This is a genomic window from Aeromicrobium sp. JJY06 (assembly GCF_044069275.1).
GTDB lineage: Bacteria > Actinomycetota > Actinomycetes > Propionibacteriales > Nocardioidaceae > Aeromicrobium > Aeromicrobium tamlense.
This window is the reverse complement of the sequence record NZ_JBIMRD010000001.1, coordinates 2,198,715-2,215,750: the sequence shown is the minus strand read 5'-3', so window position 1 is coordinate 2,215,750 and position 17,036 is coordinate 2,198,715. Positions and strand designations below refer to the sequence as shown.

Sequence of the window (17,036 nt, the reverse complement as noted above, 5' to 3'; positions counted from 1 at the left end):
GGTGGGGGGGGGACACGGGGTGGTTCCCCCCCCACCTCACGCGAGCATCACTTGGTGATGTTCTGGTATTCCGGCTTGTTCTGCCAGTTGAACTCCACGTTCTCGACACCCTTGGCCGCGACAGCCGCGACGTTGGTGTTCCAGAGCGGGATGGCCGGCAGATCCTTGAAAAGGATCTCCTGGGCCTGCGCCAGCAGCTTGGCCATCTCGTCGCCCTCGGCGCTCAGCGCGTCGGACAGGAGCTTGTCGAACTCCTTGTTGGAGTAGTCGCCGTCGTTCGAGCCGGCGCCCGTGCCGAAGACCGGGCCGAGGTAGTTGTAGACCGACGGGTAGTCGGGCTGCCAGCCGGTACGGAAGGCGGTGCCGATCGTGCGATCGGTGACCTTGGTGCGCAGCTCGGCGAACGTCGCGTAGGCCTTGGGCTCCGCGTCGATCTCCAGGTTGTTCTTGAGCTGGTTGGTGAGGGCCTCGACCCACTCCTTGTTGCCCGGGCCGTCACCGTTGTACGCGACGACGAACTTGCCCTCGAACGGGGCGATGGCGTCGGCCTCGGCCCAGAGCTTCTTGGCCTCGTCGGCGTCGAACTCCAGGACCTCGGAGCCGGGGATGTCGGCGGTGAACTCGGGCATCAGCTCGGAGCTGAAGTCCTTCGAGGGCGAACGGGTGCCGTCGAAGATCTTGTCGGTGATCTCCTTGCGGTCGATCGCGCGGCTGATGGCCTGGCGACGCAGGTTGCCCTCCTCACCGGAGAAGTGATCGAGCGACTCGGGGATCGTGACCGTGCCGTTGACCGAGCCGGCCGCCTCGAACGCCTGGACCGAGTCGTCGGTCTTGAAGGTCGTCAGGGCGCTCGGCGGAGCCTGGTCGAGGACGTCGAGGTTGCCCGCCTGGACGTCGGAGTAGGCCGAGTCCGGGTTCGTGTAGAACTTGAAGGTCACGCCGCCGTTCTTGGCCTCGCGGTTGCCCTTGTACTCCTCGTTCGGCGTCATGACGGCCTCGACGTTGTTCTCCCACTTGTCGAGCTTGTAGGGGCCGTTGCCGATGGGGGCCTTGCCGAAGGCGTCCATGTCCTCGAACGCGGCCTCGGGCAGCGGGTAGTACGCCGAGTAGCCCAGACGCAGCGGGAAGAGCGCCTCGGGGTTCTTGAGCGTGACCTCGAAGGTCTTCTCGTCGACGACCTTCAGGCCGCTCATCTCGGTGCCCTTGTCGAGGATGACGCCCTCGTCGTCGGTGCCCTCGATCGGGTAGTAGAAGTAGCTCTGCAGCTGGGCGTTCTCGGCGGCAGCGCCGAAGTTCCACGCCTTCACGAAGGACTCGGCGGTGACCGGGGTGCCGTCGGTGAAGCTCCAGTCCTTGAGCTTGATCGTCCAGACCTTGTTGTCGTCGGACTCGATCGACTCGGCGATCTCGAGCTCCTGCGAGCCGTCAGCCTTGTACGAGACGAGACCCGCGTAGATCAGGTCGATGATGTTGCCGCCGCCGACCTCGTTCGTGTTGGTCGTGATCAGCGGGTTCTGGGGCTCGGTGCCGTAGGCGGTGATGACCGCATCGGTCGACTCCGAACCGCCGTTGTCGTCATCGCCGCCGCTCGAGCAGGCCGCCAGGGTCAGGCTGGCGACTGCGGCGAGGGCGACACCTGCGAGGGCTGAACGCCGAGTTCGCATGTATTTCCTCCTGTGAAGGCGTACGTCGGTGAACGTGCATGTGTACGCGTGCTTCATAGGTATCACCTTGGGGGTGCCCCAGCCCACTCCCGACGGCGTACTTCATCGAACTGCAACCAAACGAAAGAACCACTCCCATTGGCACGATCGGGCCATGCCCGAGCACGACGACGGCCCCGCTCCCGAAAGGGAGCGGGGCCGTCGGGCGAGGGCCGATCAGCCCTTGCGCTTGGTGATCTCCTCGGTCGCCTGCGGCAGGACCGACTTGAGGTCGCCCACGACGCCGAAGTCGACGAGCTCGAAGATCGGCGCCTCCTCGTCCTTGTTGACCGCGACGATCGTCTTGGACGTCTGCATGCCGGCGCGGTGCTGGATCGCACCGGAGATGCCGTTGGCGACGTACAGCTGCGGCGACACGGTCTTGCCGGTCTGGCCGACCTGGAACGTGTGCGGCTTCCAGCCCGAGTCCACGGCGGCGCGCGAGGCGCCGACGGCGGCACCGAGGGCGTCGGCCAGGGCCTCGACCTCGGAGAAGTCGCCACCGGTGCCACGGCCACCGGAGACCACGATGGCGGCCTCGGTCAGCTCGGGACGACCGGTGGAGACACGCGCCTCGGAGGACACGATCTTGACCTGCTTGGCCGACTCGGGGACGTCGAAGGACACGGCCTCGACGGTCCCGGCGCCGGCAGCGGCCTCCGGAGCAGCCGAGTTCGGCTTGACGGCGATGACCGGGGCGCCCTTGGTGACCTGCGCGGCAACGGTGAAGTTGCCGGCGAAGGCCGCCTGGGTGGTGGTGATCGAGCCGCCGTCGACGGCGACGTCGATGGCGTCGGTGATCAGGCCGGCCTCGGACTTGAGCGCGACGCGAGCCGCGATCTCCTTGCCCTCCGAGGTCGACGGGACCAGGACGGCCGCGGGCGACTTCTCGGCGACCAGGGCGGCGAGCGCCTCGGCCTTGGGGGCCACGAGGTACTCGGCGAAGGCGCTGTCGGCGTACGTGTAGATCTTCTCCGCGCCGTACTCGGCCAGGACCGAGGTGTCCGCACTCTGCCCATCAGCGTCGGCGAAGACGACGGCCGAGGCCTCGCCGATGCGGCGGGCGATCGTCAGGAGCTCCAGCGAGGGCTTCGTGACCTTGCCCTGCGGGGCGTCGATCAGAACGAGAACTTCACTCATTGATTCAGGCTCCTACTCACACGAACTTCTTGGACGCGAGGAACTCGACGAGCTTGGTGCCGCCGTCTCCCTCGTCGGTGACGATCTCGCCGGCGGTGCGCGGCGGGCGGGGGGTCGTGGACTCGACCTTGGTCCAGGCGTTGTCGAGGCCGACCTCGGCCGCGTCGACACCCAGGTCGGCGAGCGTCCACTCCTCGACCGGCTTCTTCTTCGCGGCCATGATGCCCTTGAAGGACGGGTAGCGGGCCTCGCCCGTCTGGTCGGTGACCGAGACGACGAGCTTGCCGGTGGCCTCGATCTCCTGCGTGGCAGCATCGCCGTCGCGACGGATCTTGACCGTCTCGCCGTCGACCGAGATCTCCGAGGCGAACGTGATGGCCGGCAGGCCCAGGCGCTCGGCGACCAGCGTGGGCACGACGCCCATGCCGGCGTCGGTGGAGCCCATGCCGAAGAACACCAGGTCGTAGTCGAGCTTCTCGATGGCCTTGGCCAGCACGAGCGACGTCGCGAAGGCGTCGGAGCCCGCGATGGCGTCGTCCTCGACGTGCACGCCGGCGTCGGCGCCCATCTGCAGGGCCTTGCGGACCGCGTCGGAGGCGTCGGCGGGACCGACCGTCAGCACGGTCACCTCGCCGTCGCCGGCCTCGACGACCTGCAGCGCCTGCTCGACCGCGTACTCGTCGAGCTCGGACAGAAGTCCGTCGACGTTCTCACGATCGACAGTGTTATCCGCTTCGAACGTGCGGTCCGCCGTGGCGTCCGGCACGTACTTCACAGCGACAACGATCTTGGTCACGAGGACCCTCCTGTGAATTCGGGGCGCGAGCGACGGTTTGATCACTCGCGAGTTATCGGGTCCACCTTGCCACGCGAAGCCATTCGCGAGTGAGGCGACCCTTCCTGTGGACGATGTTACCGAAAGGTAACCAGCGCGCCCATCCCAGCGGGAGTGGCGTGGGTCACGTGCCGGTGAACGTCGCCTTGCCGGGACCGTTCTCGACGAACGACCGCATGCCGTTCGTCTGGTCCTCGGTGGCGAACAGGCCGCTGAAGCCGGCCCGCTCGATCTCCAGGCCGGTCTGCAGGTCGACCTCCAGACCCCGGTCGACCACGTCCTTCGCGGTGCGCAGCGCGATCGCCGGCCCCCCGACGAACTGCGACGCCCACGCGACGGCGCGCTCGTACACCTGCGCCGCGGGCAGGACCTCGTCGACCAGCCCCAGCGCGAGCGCCTCGTCGGCACCGACGAACCGGCCCGTGTAGATGAGGTCCTTGGCCTTCGACGGGCCGATCAGGCGCGCGAGGCGCTGGGTGCCGCCGGCGCCGGGGATGATGCCCAGCAGGATCTCGGGCTGGCCGAGCTTCGCGTCGTCGGCGCAGAAGCGCAGGTCGGTGGAGAGCGCGAGCTCGAGGCCGCCGCCGAGCGCGAAGCCCGTGATGGCCGAGACCGTGGGCTTGCCGATCGCGGCGATCGCCCGGGTGAAGTCCTGCAGGAGGTGTCCGTGACGGAACATCTCCTGGTAGCCCATGTCGGCCATCTCCTTGACGTCCGCGCCCGCGGCGAAGACGCGCTCGCCGCCCCACACCACGACCGCGGCGACGTCGTCGCGGCGGTCGGCCTCGCGCGCCGCCTCCAGCAGCTCGGTCTGGACCTGTGCGTCGAGTGCGTTCATCTTGGGCCGGTCGAGGCGGATCGTGCCGACGCCGTCGGTCACCTCGAGTCGGACGAATGCGGCCATGTCAGTGCCTCCTGTGTGGGTTGCGCCCGAGCATAGGACAGCGTCAGGACACCGACCCGACGGCCTGCAGCGCCTCCCCCGACAGCCGGTAGGTGCGCCAGTCCTCGAGGTCGACCGCGCCCAGGGATCGGTAGAACTCGATCGACGGGGTGTTCCAGTCCAGCACCTGCCACTGCAGCCGGCTGTAGCCCCGCTCCACGCACACCCGGGCGAGCTCGGTCAGCAGGGCCTTGCCCAGGCCGCTCCCCCGCTGCGCCGGGTCGACGTAGAGGTCCTCGAGGTGGATGCCGTGGACCCCGTCCCACGTGGAGAAGTTGAGGAACCAGATCGCGGTGCCGACGACCGCGCCGTCGGCCTCGGCGACGTGCGCGTAGAGCGCGGGCTGCGTGCCGAACAGGCACTCGTGCAGCATCTCGTCGGTCAGGACGCACTGCTCCGGCGCCCGCTCGTACGCGGCGAGGTCGTGGACGAGACGCACCATGGCGGGCACGTCGGCGGCGGTGGCGGGGCGGATCCGCGGATCGGTCATGGGCTCGATTCCATCACGGCGGCCGGTAGCCTCGGCCACGTGACCGAGCCCGCCGAGCCCACCGCCTCCCTGCGCGACGACGACCTCGTCCTCGAGCCCACCTCGGGCGCGGACGACCTCCACGGCTTCGCGGTGGTCTACGGCGGCGATCGCATCGGCACCGTGGCGCTGCAGCACGCGCACGGCAAGGCCGGCCGACGGCTCGGGTCGATGCGGTGGAACTTCTCCTCGGGGCCCGGTGCCATGGTCGCCAGCCGCGCACTGCGCATCGCGGTGGAGTACGCGTTCGACCAGCTGGGCTGGACCCGGATCGAGGCGCGGGTGCCGGCGGACGACCCGCTCGGCCTGCGCGCCGCGTCGATCGCCGGTCTGCGCCGCGAGGGCATCGCCCGCTCCCCCGGCGACGCCGAGGACCTCGTCCTGCTGGGCCGCATCGTCGACGACCCGCCGGCCTTCAGCCGCGAGGGCTTCGTCGCCATCCTCAACGCTGGGCTGCCCCGCAAGCGCGTCATCGGGCAGGGCGTCCTGCGCGACCGCGACGGCCGGGTGCTGCTGTGCGAGCTGACCTACAAGCGCGAGTGGGACCTGCCCGGCGGCGTGGTCGAGGTGGGCGAGAGCCCGGCCACCGGCCTGGTCCGCGAGCTCGAGGAGGAGCTCGGCATCACCGTCGAGGTCAACGGGCTCGTGACGATGAACTGGCTGCCGCCGTGGAGCCGCTGGGACGACGCGTGCCTGTTCGTGTTCGACCTCGGGGTCGTCGACGCCGAGCTGGTCGAGCAGATGGTTTTGCAGCGCACCGAGATCGCCGCCGTGCACTGGTGCGACCTCGACCTCGTGCGCGAGCGCGCCACGCTGGCCACGACCGAGCTGCTCGAGTCGCTGGCCGACTCCCCGCTCCCGGCCTACCGCGAGGCCCCGCGCCAGCCCGACCCGGTCCGCGACCAGGCCCGCTGACCTGCGACCCGGCGCCTCAGAAGAGGGCGGCGGCGAGCGAGCGGCGGGCCTGCGCGACGCGCGGGTCGGCCAGGCCCACCACGGTGAACAGGTCGAGCAGGTGCTGGCGCACGCGCTCCCGGTCGTCCTCCGAGGTCCGCTTCACCAGGTCGATGAGGCGCAGGAACGCATCCTCCACGTGGCCACCGGTGACGTCGAGGTCGGCCACGAGCAGCTGCGCGTCGATGTCGTCGGGCGCGTCGGCCGCGGCGCGACGGGCCTCCTGGAGGTCGGCGCCGTCCACCCGCGCGTACAGCTTGGTCGCGGCGAGGCGCTCGGCCACCTCGGCATCGGCCGGGGACTGCGCGAGCAGGGCCTCGTACTCGGCCACGGCGGCGGCGAAGTCACCGCGGGCGTAGGCCTCGTCGGCGGCGGCGAAGCGCGGGTCGTCCTCCGGCTCCTCCGGGGCCTCGACCTCGGCGCCGCCCGACGGCTGGGCCCGACCGTTGAGGCCGTTCTGCTGGGCGAGGCGCACGAGCTCGTCGAAGAACCGCTTGACCTCGTTGGCGTCGACCGTGCCCTGGAACAGCGGGACGGGACGGCCCTGGACGAGGCCGACCACGAACGGCACGGCCTGCACCTGCAGCGCCTGGGCGATGCCCGGGTTGGTGTCCGCGTCGACCTTGGCCAGCTGCAGCGCGCCCCCGTAGGCGGCGGTGGCCTGCGCGAGGACCTCGTTGAACTCCACGCTCTGCGGCGAGCGCGGGGACCACACCGACAGCACGACGAGGTGCTGCATCGAGGAGTCGACCACCTGCTGGAAGTCGGCCTCGGTGACGTCGATGACGTAGACGGCGCCCTCGGGCGCGGGCGCGCCACCGCCGGCGGCGGGGCGGGGCTGGGCCAGGGAGGACAGGTCGAACGCGCCGGGCTGCGAGAAGCTCATGGGGACAGTCTAGGAAGACGGCTCACAGGCCGCGGATCGGCTCGGTGCGCTCGTCCCCGTCGGGTCCGCCGTCGAGCCGCCGGTCGCGCGAGGCCGACATCAGCCGCTCGCGCCGTCGGTTCTCCTTGTTCACGGCGTTGTTGATCTCGCGGTCGACCGCAAGGATGTCCGGCACGAACTTGATCTCGCGCAGGCCCTGCTCCTGCGCCGCCGACTCGAACACGAAGTGCCCGTATCCGAACACCCGGCCGAGCAGCGGGCGCGTCATGGTCATGTCGAGGATGCGGTTGATGGGCATCGTGGCCACGCGCGCGGTCAGGACACCGCTGAGCCGGACGACCCGCCAGTTCGTGACGACGAAGACGTCGCGCCACTCGACGTACGCGCGCACGGCGGCCGCGCCGACGACGACGAGGGACAGCAGCCACAGCACCTGCGCCGGGCCGGAGTTCCAGTGGAAGAGCAGGACGAGCAGGCAGCCCGCGGACGCCAGCACCGAGGCGGGCAGCGGCCAGTACACGGCCACGTGCTTGGGCACGATCTGCAGGACGCGCTCGCCGCTGCGGGGATTGAGGCGCTTGTTGAGCGCGACGTGGTGCTCGGGGTCGGGGAACGGCTCGCGCAGGCGTCCCCAGAACCGCGCCGTCACCGGAGGGGGCGCGGTCTCGATCGCCGGACGCTCGGTCATGGCGCCGGCCTAGAAGAGCTCGGCGACGAACACTCCGACCTGCCCGAATGCGCTGATGGCAGCGTCGAAGGCCCCGCGAACGGCCGACGCGGCGTCCTCAGGCGTGCTGAACAGGTAGTAGAGCCCGAAGCCCACCACGAACAGGATCACTGCCTTCTTCACCACGCGCACAGTTCTACCGGACCTGCAACCCGAAATGCGGGACGCCGCGCAGGCGTGTGCGCTACGCGTCGAGATCGGCCAGGAGCGTGTCGGCGGCCGAGAACGGGTCGACATCGCCCGCGAACGCCCGCGCGGCGAGCGCGTCGAGATCCTCGCCGCCGTCGAGGACGAACCGTCGCCGGACCTGGTCGAGCGCGATCGCCTGGATCTCGCGGCGGAGCCGATCAGTGCGTCGCCGGGCCAGCTGGCCGGAGGTGCGCAGATGGGCCGCGTGCTCCTGCAGATGGTCGACGAGCTCGGGCACGCCCGTGCCCTCGGTGGCCACGGTGAGGTCGATCGGACGCTTCCAGCCGTCCTGGCGGTCGCTCATCGAGAGCATCGTGCGCAGCTCGCGCCGCGTGGTGGCGGCGCCGTCGCGGTCGGCCTTGTTGACGCAGAAGACGTCACCGATCTCGAGGATGCCCGCCTTCGCGGCCTGGATGCCGTCGCCCATGCCGGGCGCCAGCAGCACGACCGTGGTGTCGGCCAGACCCGCGACCTCGACCTCGGACTGCCCGACGCCGACCGTCTCGAGCAGGACCACGTCGCAGCCGGCGGCGTCGAGGACGCGGATCGCGTGGGGCGTGGCCCACGACAGGCCGCCGAGGTGGCCGCGGCTGGCCATCGAGCGGATGAAGACCTCGGGGTCGGTGGCGTGGTCGGTCATGCGGATGCGGTCGCCGAGCAGCGCTCCCCCGCTGAAGGGCGAGGTGGGGTCGACCGCGAGCACGCCGACGCGCAGGCCCCGGGCGCGCAGCTCGGTGACGAGGGCCGACGTGGTCGTCGACTTGCCCACGCCCGGCGATCCGGTGAGGCCGACGACGTGCGCGCCCCCCACGAGCGGGGCCAGCGCGGCGCTGACCTCACGCAGGTGGTCGGACTCGGTCTCGACGAGGGTGATCAGACGCGCCACCGACCTGGCCTCGCCGGCTTGCGCCCGCGTGACCAGGTCGGTGACGTCGACGTTCCTGGGACTCAACTCCGCAGATTCGGGTGAGGGCCGATCAGGCCTGCGGGACCCGGATGATCAGAGCGTCGCCCTGGCCACCGCCGCCACACAGCGCGGCCGCGCCGGTGCCGCCGCCACGACGCTGCAGCTCGAGGGCGAGGTGCAGGACGATGCGCGCACCGCTCATGCCGATCGGGTGGCCGAGCGCGATCGCGCCGCCGTTGACGTTGACCTTGTCCTGGCTGACGCCCAGCTTGTTGGCCGAGACGATGCCCACGGCGGCGAACGCCTCGTTGAGCTCGAACAGGTCGATGTCGGAGACGGCGATGCCCTCCTTCTGGGCGGCCTTCTCGATCGCGTTGGCCGGCTGCTCCTGCAGCGTGGAGTCGGGGCCCGACACGTTGCCGTGGGCGCCGATCTCGGCGAGCCAGGTGAGGCCGAGCTCCTCGGCCTTGGCCTTGCTCATGACGATCACGGCACAGGCGCCGTCGGAGATCTGGCTGGCGGTGCCGGCCGTGATCGTGCCCTCCTTGGAGAACGCGGGACGCAGGCGGCCGAGGGACTCGCCGGTGGTGTCGCCACGCACGCCCTCGTCGGCGCTGACGACGACCGGGTCGCCCTTGCGCTGCGGGATCTCGACGGGGACGATCTCGTCGTCGAAGACACCGTTCTTCTGGCCCTCGGCGGCGAGCTGGTGCGAGCGGGCGCCGAACGCGTCCTGCTCCTCACGGGTGAGGGTGTCGGTGGCGGCGTTGCGCTGCTCGGTGAGCGAGCCCATGGCCTGGTCGGTGAGCGCGTCCCACAGGCCGTCGTACTCCATGTGGTCGAGCATCGTGACCTTGCCGTACTTGTGGCCGTCGCGCGAGCCCGTGAGCAGGTGCGGGGCCTGGGTCATCGACTCCTGGCCGCCGGCGACGACGACGTCGTACTCGCCCGCACGGATGAGCTGGTCGGCCAGCGCGATCGCGTTGATGCCCGACAGGCACACCTTGTTGACGGTGATCGCGGGGACGTCGAGCGGGATGCCGCCCTTGAACGCGGCCTGGCGCGCGGGCACCTGGCCGGCTCCGGCTCCGAGGACCTGGCCCATGATCACGTAGTCGACCTGGTCGCCGGTGATGCCGGCCTTGTCCAGGGCGCCCTTGATCGCGATGCCGCCGAGATCGGAACCGGACAGCGACTTGAGGCCGCCCTGCAGTCGACCGATCGGGGTACGGGCCCCGGCGACGATGACGGAAGTGGTCATGAAACGTGCTCCTTCGGTGCGTGCGTTGGGGTCACTGTACCCATGGGACCGGACGGCCCGACCGGGCGTGGGCCACCTCACATGACGGGCGTGAGGTCGGGCTCCGGCCCGAAGCGGAACCGGCGTCCGCTGATCTCGCCGACGTCGATGACGACGAGGTGGTACTTGAGCGTGGGCACCCACGAGTGCAGGTCGGCCAGGTCGAGCTCCTCGGCCTCCTCCTGCGTCTCGATCCGGCGCGCCGTGCCCTTCAGCACGACGCTCGTGGCGCCGTCGGCCGAGACCTCGTCGACCTCGAAGGCGACGTGGCTGTCCAGCAGGACGCCCATGAGCTTGGTGCCCTCGGCCGTGCGGAAGGCGATCCGGCGGCCGACGAGTGCGTAGTTGACGGGGAAGATCTCCGGCTGGCCCAGGACCGTCAGCGCCAGCCGCCCGAAGGTGTGGTCGGCGACGAAGTCCCACGGCTCGTTCCCGGTCATCTCGGTGATCGCAGAGGTGTCCATGTCTCATTGTCACCCCGGAAGCGGTCCACGGGGAGGACCCGCCGCTCCCGTACTAGGCTGCCCGCCATGATCAGTGAATCGCTCGTTCCGGGCCACCTGCTCACCGCCATCGACCACGTCGGCATCGCCGTCCCCGACCTCGACGACGCCATCGAGTTCTACTCGCGCGTGTTCGGCCTCGAGTCGATCCACGAGGAGGTCAACGAGGAGCAGGGCGTGCGCGAGGCGATGCTCGCCGTCGGCGACTCCGGCTCGTGCATCCAGCTGCTCGCCCCCCTGAGCGAGGAGTCCACGATCGCCAAGTACCTGGACCGCAACGGACCGGGCGTGCAGCAGTTGGCGTACCGTGTGACCGACATCGACGCGGTCTCCAACACCCTGCGCGACCGCGGCGTGCGCCTCCTGTACGACACCCCCAAGCGGGGCACGTCCGACAGTCGCGTCAACTTCGTGCACCCGAAGGACGCCGGGGGCGTGCTCGTCGAGCTTGTCGAGCCTGCGGCCGCGCACTGATTCCGGCTCGCGGCCCAAGTTCCCCGCCAGTAACATCACCGCAGACCCCCTGCACCACCGACGCGAAGGACCCTCAGTGCAGCACATCCTCGACGCCATCATGTCCGGCGACCGCACCGCAGAGACGTACCAGAACCTCGAGCTCCCCGAGACCTACCGGGGCATCACCGTCCACAAGGACGAGCAGAACATGTTCGAGGGCGTGGCCACCCGGGACAAGGATCCCCGCAAGAGCCTGCACCTCGACGACGTCCCCCTGCCCGAGCTGGCTCCGGGCGAGGCCCTCGTCGCCGTGATGGCCAGCGCGATCAACTACAACACGGTGTGGACCTCGATCTTCGAGCCCGTCTCGACGTTCGGCTTCCTCGAGCGCTACGGCCGCCTCTCGGAGTACACGAAGCGCCACGACCTGCCGTACCACGTGGTCGGCTCCGACCTCGCCGGCGTCGTGCTGCGCACGGGCCCGGGCGTCAACGCCTGGAAGCCCGGCCAGGAGGTCGTCGCGCACTGCCTGTCGGTCGAGCTCGAGAGCCCCGACGGCCACGACGACACGATGATGGACCCGCAGCAGCGGATCTGGGGCTTCGAGACCAACTTCGGCGGCCTCGCCGAGCTGGCGATCGTCAAGTCCAACCAGCTGATGCCCAAGCCCGCCCACCTGTCGTGGGAGGAGGCCGCCTCGCCGGGCCTGGTGAACTCCACCGCCTACCGCCAGCTGGTCAGCAAGAACGGCGCCAACATGAAGCAGGGCGACGTCGTCCTGATCTGGGGCGCCTCGGGTGGCCTGGGCTCCTACGCCACGCAGATGGCCCTCAACGGCGGCGCCATCCCCGTGTGCGTCGTGTCCAGCCCCGACAAGGCCGAGATCGTGCGCTCCCTCGGCGCCGAGCACATCATCGACCGCTCGGCCGAGGGCTACAAGTTCTGGAAGGACGAGCACAACCAGGACCCGAAGGAGTGGCAGCGCTTCGGCAAGAAGATCCGCGAGCTCACCGGCGGAGAGGACCCGGACATCGTGTTCGAGCACCCGGGTCGCGAGACCTTCGGCGCCAGCGTCTACGTCACCCGCAAGGGCGGAACGATCATCACCTGCGCGTCGACCTCGGGCTACATGCACCAGTACGACAACCGCTACCTGTGGATGAACCTCAAGAACATCAAGAGCTCGCACTTCGCGAACTACCGCGAGGCCTTCGAGGCCAACCGCCTCATCGACAAGGGCCTCATCCACCCGACCGTGTCCAAGGTCTACAAGCTCGAGGACACCGGCCAGGCGGCGCTCGACGTCCATCACAACAAGCACCAGGGCAAGGTCGGCGTCCTGACGCTGGCGCCCGAGGAGGGCCTGGGCGTGACGGACGAGGCCAAGCGCGCCAAGTACATCGACGAGATCAACCGCTTCCGCGGCATCTGATCCCGATGAGGTCGCGAGTCCGTGGGCTGGATGCCGCCCGCGGACTCGCGCTCGTCGGCATGGTGGTCGCCCACCTCGACACCCGGATCGACTTCGATCCGGGTGTCGCTGCGTCCTGGCGCCATGTGGGCGACGGGCGCGCTGCCGTGCTGTTCGTCGTGGTGGCCGGGTTCGCGCTCGCGCTGACCACCGGCGGCACGCGTCCCCACGAGGGCGAGCGGATGGCCGACGACCGGCTGGCGATCTTCGTGCGCGCGGCCGTGCTGGCCGCGCTCGGCGCCGCCCTGACCGCCCTCGGCACGCCCGTGGCGGTCATCCTGGCCTCGTACGCCGTGTACTTCGTCGTGGCGCTGCCCTTCCTGCGGGCGCCGGTCCCCGTGCTGCTGGGCGCCGGCACCGTGCTCGTCGTGGGCGGGCCGGTCATCATCGCGTGGCTCGTCGAACGGGTGCCCGAGCTGGCGGAGAGTCCCGTGGGCGACCTCTTCGTCGCGATGCCCTACCCCGCGATCCAGTGGACCGGTTTCCTGCTCGTGGGCCTCGCGCTGGGGCGCCTGCAGCCCTCCGACACCACGCTGTATGCGATCGCCGCCGTCGGGCTCGGCGTGGGGATCATCCTGCACCAGCTCATGCTCGACGTCCTCCAGCGCCTGATGAGCGAGCCGGGTGCGCGCGACGGCCTGGTGCTGAACCTGCTGAGGTCCGACCACCGCTCGCAGAACCCGATCGAGGCCGCCTCGGTGCTGGCGATCAGCGTGGCCGTCCTGGCCCTGCTCATCGCGCTCACGCCCCAGCTGCATGGGCTGCTGTACCCGCTGGAGTCCGCCGGCAGGATGGCGCTGACGCTCTACGTCGGGCACATCGTGGCCTACTGGATCGCGATCGAGACCGATCCGGTGCTCGAGGCAGGATCGGGCGCCCTGGCGGGGTGGACGCTGGTCGTCGCGCTCGTGCTGGCGAGCCTGTGGTTCCTGCGGTTCTCCCGCGGTCCGCTCGAGTGGGCGCTGCACCGGATCGTGCAGGCCACCCTCGGGCCGCGGCACGGCGTCAGCGCGGCTGGTCCTTGAACACCGCGGTGGTGCGGTCGGCGTAGGCCGACGAGTCGGCGCGCTCCATCGGGCCGTCCCACTCCCCCGGCAGGGGCAGGTCGGCCTGTGGGTTGAGGCGAGCGACGATCTCGTCCAGCACGCGCTCGGTGTCCCCCACCCACAGGTGCTTGGCGCCGTCGACCGCGATCACCTCGGCCTGCGGCACCGCGGCGAAGCGCTCCCGCGCCTCGGCGGGCTGGAGGTAGTCGTCGAACTCGGGCACGAGCGCGATCAGCGGCCGGCCGTCGGCGGCCCAGGCCTCCAGGTGCTCGGGCGCGCTGAAGCGCAACGGCGGCGACAGCAGGATCGCCCCGGCGACGTCGGGCTCCAGCCCGTACATGAGGGTCAGGTCGGTGCCGAAGGACCAGCCCACGATCCACACGTTCGGCAGCTCGGAGAACTCGGCGTACTCGATCGCGGCGGCCACGTCGAACCGCTCCCCCTGCGCCCGGTCGAACTCGCCTTCGCTGCGGCCGCGCACGCTCTCGGTGCCGCGGGTGTTGAACCGCAGGACGGCGATGTCGGCGAGCGCGGGCAGGCGGTAGGAGGCCTTGCGGAAGACGTGGCTGTCCATCATGCCGCCGTGCGTGGGCAGCGGGTGCAGGCAGATCATCGTCGCGACCGGGTCGCGGTCCTGCGGCAGCGCCAGCTCGCCCACCAGGGTCAGTCCGTCGGCGGTCGTGAGCTCGATGTCCTCGCGCCGGGCGGGCAGCACCGACGATCCCGTGATCTTCACACGTCCATCCTGCCCGAGGAGGCACGACGCCTCGCGCCGGGCGCGATCAGGACTGGCGCTGCCAGCAGTGCTGGTGCCAATGCCGGCGCTCGTTGATGCCGTCGGTCTCCAGCAGGCTCGGGACGTCGGGCCACACGACGAAGTGCGGGGTCGCCGGCGGGATCAGCTGGTCGCAGCCGGGGCACCGGTAGGGGTACGACGAGGTGGTGCCGGTGATGAACCGCTGCCAGAAGTCGCCGGAGCGCCGACGGACCAGCTCCTCGGGCCGCGCGGGAGGCTCGCGCCGGGCGGCACGGGCGGCGGCTGCCTTGCGACGCGACATGGCCCCGATCGTACCGATCGGGGCCATGTGCGAGAGGCGTGCGGTGCGGCTCAGTAGGTGTGGAAGCCGGCCTTGGTCTTGCGGCCCAGGCGGCCCTCGGCGACGACCTTCTCCAGCGACGGGGCCGGCTGCCAGCCCTCGTGGCCGAACGTCTCGACGAGGGTCTGCTGGATCGCCAGCGAGACGTCGTTGCCGACCACGTCGAGCAGCTCGAACGGGCCCATCGGCAGCTTGGTCTCCTTCATCGCGGCGTCGATCTGCTCCATCGAGGCGGCGCCGGACTCCTGCAGACGGATCGCGTCGTTGAGGTAGGGGAACAGCAGCGCGTTGACGATGAAGCCGGCGCGGTCACCGCACGAGACCGGGTGCTTGGCGGTGGCCAGGCACAGGGCGCGCACGGTCTCGTCGACGTCGGGGTCGGTGACCTCGGTGGTGACGACCTCGACCAGCTTCATGACCGGGGCGGGGTTGAAGAAGTGCATGCCGATGACGTCGGCCGGACGGCTCGTGGCGTCGGCGCAGGCGCGGATCGACAGCGACGACGTGGTGGTCGCCAGGATCGCACCGGGCTTGCAGATGCGGTCGAGGTCGCGGAACAGCTCGAGCTTGATGTCGAGGTCCTCGGCGATGGCCTCGACGACGAGGTCGACGTCGGCCAGGGCCTCGCGCTCGGTGGCGCCGGTGAGGCGGGCGAGCACGGCGTCCTTGCCGGCCTCGTCGAGCTTGCCGCGCGCGACGGCGCGGTCGAGGTTCTTGGTGACGTACGCGACGACGCCGTCCAGCTTCTCCTGCGAGCGACCGACGTAGACGACGTCGTAGCCGGCCTGGGCGAAGACCTGGGCGATGCCCGACGCCATGGTGCCGGTGCCGACGACGCCGACCGTGGCGACGGGGCGCTTGACCTCGGGGACGGGGGTGCCGTCGGCGCCCTCGCCGGAGAAGGAGGAGCCGGAGTCGGCGATCTCGACCAGCGCGGGGGCCGGGCGGTGCAGCGGGTCGCCGGTCTGGGCGAACTGCTCGGCCAGGCCGTCGACGACCGTCTTCGCGCCGAGCGCGTCGATCAGCGCCAGCGGGCCGATCGGGTAGCCGCAGCCGAAGCGCATGCCCGCATCGATGTCGGCCGCGGTCGCGTAACCGTCGCCGTACATCGTGGCCGCGTGGTTGAGGTACGGGTAGAGCAGCGTGCGCGCGATGCGTCCGCCCTCGTCGTCGGCGGTGATGCGATCGACGATCTCTGCCATCAGAATCTCCTTCGAGGCTTGGCCCGCCGGTACTGCTTCCCGCCGAGCGTTCGTGAAAGGGTAGCGTGACAGCACCTCTGTCTCGATGGGAGTCCCATGTCCTCACGTCTCGCCGCCACCGCCCTCGCGACCGTCCTGCTGGCCGGTTTCGCCGGGTGCGCGAAGGACGAGCCCGCGACGCCGTCCGACCCGACCTCGCAGACGCCCAGCGCCACCGTCGCCACGGACGATCCCCGCGCCGCGCTCGTGGGCTCGTGGCGCGCCGACGAGGCGGACTGGACCGTGCACTTCGCGGCCGACGGCTCGTTCACCGAGGACTTCGAGGGCAACGTGGACTTCCGCCGCGGTGCGTACCGCGTCGAGGACGGCATCGTCTACCTCGACGGGGACGACGGCGAGACCACCGAGGGCGAGCTCTCCGGCGAGACCATCAACTTCAAGCTCGGGATGCTCGAGCGCCTGTGAGGATCGTCGTCGCCCGCTGCCAGGTCGACTACGCCGGCCGGCTGACCGCGCACCTGCCGCTCGCGCTGCGGGTCATCATGGTGAAGTCCGACGGCTCCGTGCTCGTGCACGCCGACGGCGGGTCCTACAAGCCCCTCAACTGGATGAGCCCTCCGTGCACGCTGCGCGAGGGCGTCGCCGAGGACGGCGTCGTCGAGTGGACCGTCACGGCCAAGAAGACCGACGACACGCTCCGCATCCGGCTCGAGGAGGTCATCCACGACTCCGAGCACGAGCTGGGGGTCGACCCCGGCCTGCAGAAGGACGGCGTGGAGAAGCACCTACAGGAGCTGCTCGCGGAGCACACCTCGGCCCTCGAGGACGGCATGTCCCTCGTGCGGCGCGAGTACATGACCGCCATCGGCCCGGTCGACCTGCTGTGCCGCGACGCGGCCGGCGGCTCGGTCGCCGTGGAGATCAAGCGCCGGGGCGAGATCGACGGCGTCGAGCAGCTCACACGCTACCTCGAGCTGATGAACCGCGACCCGAAGCTGCGTCCCGTGCGCGGCATCTTCGCCGCCCAGGAGATCAAGCCCCAGGCGCGCACCCTCGCCAAGGACCGCGGCATCGACTGTGTCGTCGTCGACTACGACGACCTCCGCGGCCTCGACGACCCGAGCCTGCGCCTCTTCTGACCTCCGGTC

At 70.4% G+C, this 17,036-nt stretch carries 20 protein-coding genes; 6 read left to right on the top strand and 14 right to left on the bottom strand.

Annotated elements, in window-relative coordinates:
- Window positions 1–47 precede the first annotated feature (47 nt).
- From ACGWYL_RS10885 to ACGWYL_RS10865, 5 genes are all read right to left on the bottom strand, one after another.
- Window positions 48–1,664, bottom strand: a complete 1,617-nt coding sequence (locus ACGWYL_RS10885; RefSeq protein WP_179425478.1) for an ABC transporter substrate-binding protein — start codon at window positions 1,662–1,664, stop codon at window positions 48–50.
- Between the two features lie 216 nt (window positions 1,665–1,880).
- On the bottom strand, window positions 1,881–2,843 hold the full coding sequence (locus ACGWYL_RS10880; RefSeq protein ID WP_269306193.1) for an electron transfer flavoprotein subunit alpha/FixB family protein: 963 nt from the start codon (window positions 2,841–2,843) through the stop codon (window positions 1,881–1,883).
- Between the two features lie 16 nt (window positions 2,844–2,859).
- Window positions 2,860–3,639 carry an electron transfer flavoprotein subunit beta/FixA family protein gene (locus tag ACGWYL_RS10875; protein WP_269306191.1) on the bottom strand — a complete coding sequence of 260 codons (780 nt, stop codon included), beginning with the start codon at window positions 3,637–3,639 and terminating at the stop codon, window positions 2,860–2,862.
- Between the two features lie 163 nt (window positions 3,640–3,802).
- Window positions 3,803–4,582: an enoyl-CoA hydratase/isomerase family protein gene (locus ACGWYL_RS10870; protein WP_179425482.1), complete on the bottom strand. Its 780-nt coding sequence runs from the start codon at window positions 4,580–4,582 to the stop codon at window positions 3,803–3,805.
- A gap of 43 nt (window positions 4,583–4,625) precedes the next feature.
- The gene (locus ACGWYL_RS10865) at window positions 4,626–5,111 is read right to left on the bottom strand and encodes a GNAT family N-acetyltransferase (RefSeq protein WP_395487163.1); all 486 of its coding nucleotides are present in this window, start codon (window positions 5,109–5,111) and stop codon (window positions 4,626–4,628) included.
- 39 nt (window positions 5,112–5,150) lie between these two features.
- On the opposite strand from ACGWYL_RS10865, the gene ACGWYL_RS10860 reads away from it, so the two are divergent.
- Complete coding sequence (locus ACGWYL_RS10860) at window positions 5,151–6,065, top strand: NUDIX hydrolase (protein WP_395487162.1); 915 nt, start codon at window positions 5,151–5,153, stop codon at window positions 6,063–6,065.
- Window positions 6,066–6,081: 16 nt separating this feature from the next.
- On the opposite strand, the gene ACGWYL_RS10855 is transcribed toward ACGWYL_RS10860, so the two are convergent.
- The 6 genes from ACGWYL_RS10855 to ACGWYL_RS10830 all read right to left on the bottom strand — a co-directional run bounded on the left by ACGWYL_RS10855 (window position 6,082) and on the right by ACGWYL_RS10830 (window position 10,577).
- Entirely contained in the window at window positions 6,082–6,990 is a 909-nt protein-coding gene (locus ACGWYL_RS10855) for a co-chaperone YbbN (RefSeq protein WP_395487161.1), read from the bottom strand.
- A 22-nt stretch (window positions 6,991–7,012) separates the two neighbouring features.
- Window positions 7,013–7,678, bottom strand: a complete 666-nt coding sequence (locus ACGWYL_RS10850) for a PH domain-containing protein (RefSeq protein ID WP_395487160.1) — start codon at window positions 7,676–7,678, stop codon at window positions 7,013–7,015.
- A 9-nt stretch (window positions 7,679–7,687) separates the two neighbouring features.
- Window positions 7,688–7,843 carry a hypothetical protein gene (locus ACGWYL_RS10845; protein WP_179425488.1) on the bottom strand — a complete coding sequence of 52 codons (156 nt, stop codon included), beginning with the start codon at window positions 7,841–7,843 and terminating at the stop codon, window positions 7,688–7,690.
- 58 nt (window positions 7,844–7,901) lie between these two features.
- A complete protein-coding gene (gene meaB, locus ACGWYL_RS10840) occupies window positions 7,902–8,858 on the bottom strand; it encodes a methylmalonyl Co-A mutase-associated GTPase MeaB (protein ID WP_395487159.1) in 957 nt (318 codons plus the stop codon).
- Between the two features lie 25 nt (window positions 8,859–8,883).
- A complete protein-coding gene (locus ACGWYL_RS10835; RefSeq protein ID WP_395487158.1) occupies window positions 8,884–10,074 on the bottom strand; it encodes an acetyl-CoA C-acetyltransferase in 1,191 nt (396 codons plus the stop codon).
- Window positions 10,075–10,151: 77 nt separating this feature from the next.
- Entirely contained in the window at window positions 10,152–10,577 is a 426-nt protein-coding gene (locus ACGWYL_RS10830; protein ID WP_179425494.1) for a pyridoxamine 5'-phosphate oxidase family protein, read from the bottom strand.
- A 66-nt stretch (window positions 10,578–10,643) separates the two neighbouring features.
- On the opposite strand from ACGWYL_RS10830, the gene mce reads away from it, so the two are divergent.
- From mce to ACGWYL_RS10815, 3 genes are all read left to right on the top strand, one after another.
- Window positions 10,644–11,090, top strand: coding sequence for a methylmalonyl-CoA epimerase (gene mce / locus ACGWYL_RS10825; protein WP_395487157.1), 447 nt, complete (start codon window positions 10,644–10,646; stop codon window positions 11,088–11,090).
- Between the two features lie 76 nt (window positions 11,091–11,166).
- Window positions 11,167–12,504, top strand: a complete 1,338-nt coding sequence (ccrA, locus tag ACGWYL_RS10820) for a crotonyl-CoA carboxylase/reductase (RefSeq protein ID WP_179425498.1) — start codon at window positions 11,167–11,169, stop codon at window positions 12,502–12,504.
- 5 nt (window positions 12,505–12,509) lie between these two features.
- On the top strand, window positions 12,510–13,568 hold the full coding sequence (locus tag ACGWYL_RS10815) for a heparan-alpha-glucosaminide N-acetyltransferase domain-containing protein (protein ID WP_395487156.1): 1,059 nt from the start codon (window positions 12,510–12,512) through the stop codon (window positions 13,566–13,568).
- Here ACGWYL_RS10815 and ACGWYL_RS10810 read toward each other — a convergent pair.
- Genes ACGWYL_RS10810 through ACGWYL_RS10800 form a run of 3 tightly spaced genes read right to left on the bottom strand, consistent with a single transcriptional unit; the run spans window position 13,549 to window position 15,888 of the window.
- Window positions 13,549–14,325, bottom strand: coding sequence for an alpha/beta hydrolase (locus ACGWYL_RS10810; RefSeq protein WP_395487155.1), 777 nt, complete (start codon window positions 14,323–14,325; stop codon window positions 13,549–13,551). The genes ACGWYL_RS10815 and ACGWYL_RS10810 overlap by 20 nt on opposite strands.
- 46 nt (window positions 14,326–14,371) lie before the next feature.
- Window positions 14,372–14,647, bottom strand: coding sequence for a hypothetical protein (locus tag ACGWYL_RS10805; RefSeq protein WP_179425504.1), 276 nt, complete (start codon window positions 14,645–14,647; stop codon window positions 14,372–14,374).
- A 50-nt stretch (window positions 14,648–14,697) separates the two neighbouring features.
- Window positions 14,698–15,888 (bottom strand): 3-hydroxyacyl-CoA dehydrogenase NAD-binding domain-containing protein, encoded by a 1,191-nt coding sequence (locus ACGWYL_RS10800; protein WP_179425506.1) that lies wholly within the window; start codon window positions 15,886–15,888, stop codon window positions 14,698–14,700.
- Window positions 15,889–15,984: 96 nt separating this feature from the next.
- Between ACGWYL_RS10800 and ACGWYL_RS10795 the strand changes: the two genes are divergently transcribed.
- Together ACGWYL_RS10795 and nucS are read left to right on the top strand one after the other, a co-directional pair.
- Window positions 15,985–16,353, top strand: a complete 369-nt coding sequence (locus tag ACGWYL_RS10795) for a hypothetical protein (protein ID WP_179425508.1) — start codon at window positions 15,985–15,987, stop codon at window positions 16,351–16,353.
- Window positions 16,350–17,027 (top strand): endonuclease NucS, encoded by a 678-nt coding sequence (gene nucS / locus ACGWYL_RS10790; RefSeq protein ID WP_179425510.1) that lies wholly within the window; start codon window positions 16,350–16,352, stop codon window positions 17,025–17,027. The genes ACGWYL_RS10795 and nucS overlap by 4 nt, the downstream gene beginning before the upstream one ends.
- Window positions 17,028–17,036 lie beyond the last annotated feature (9 nt).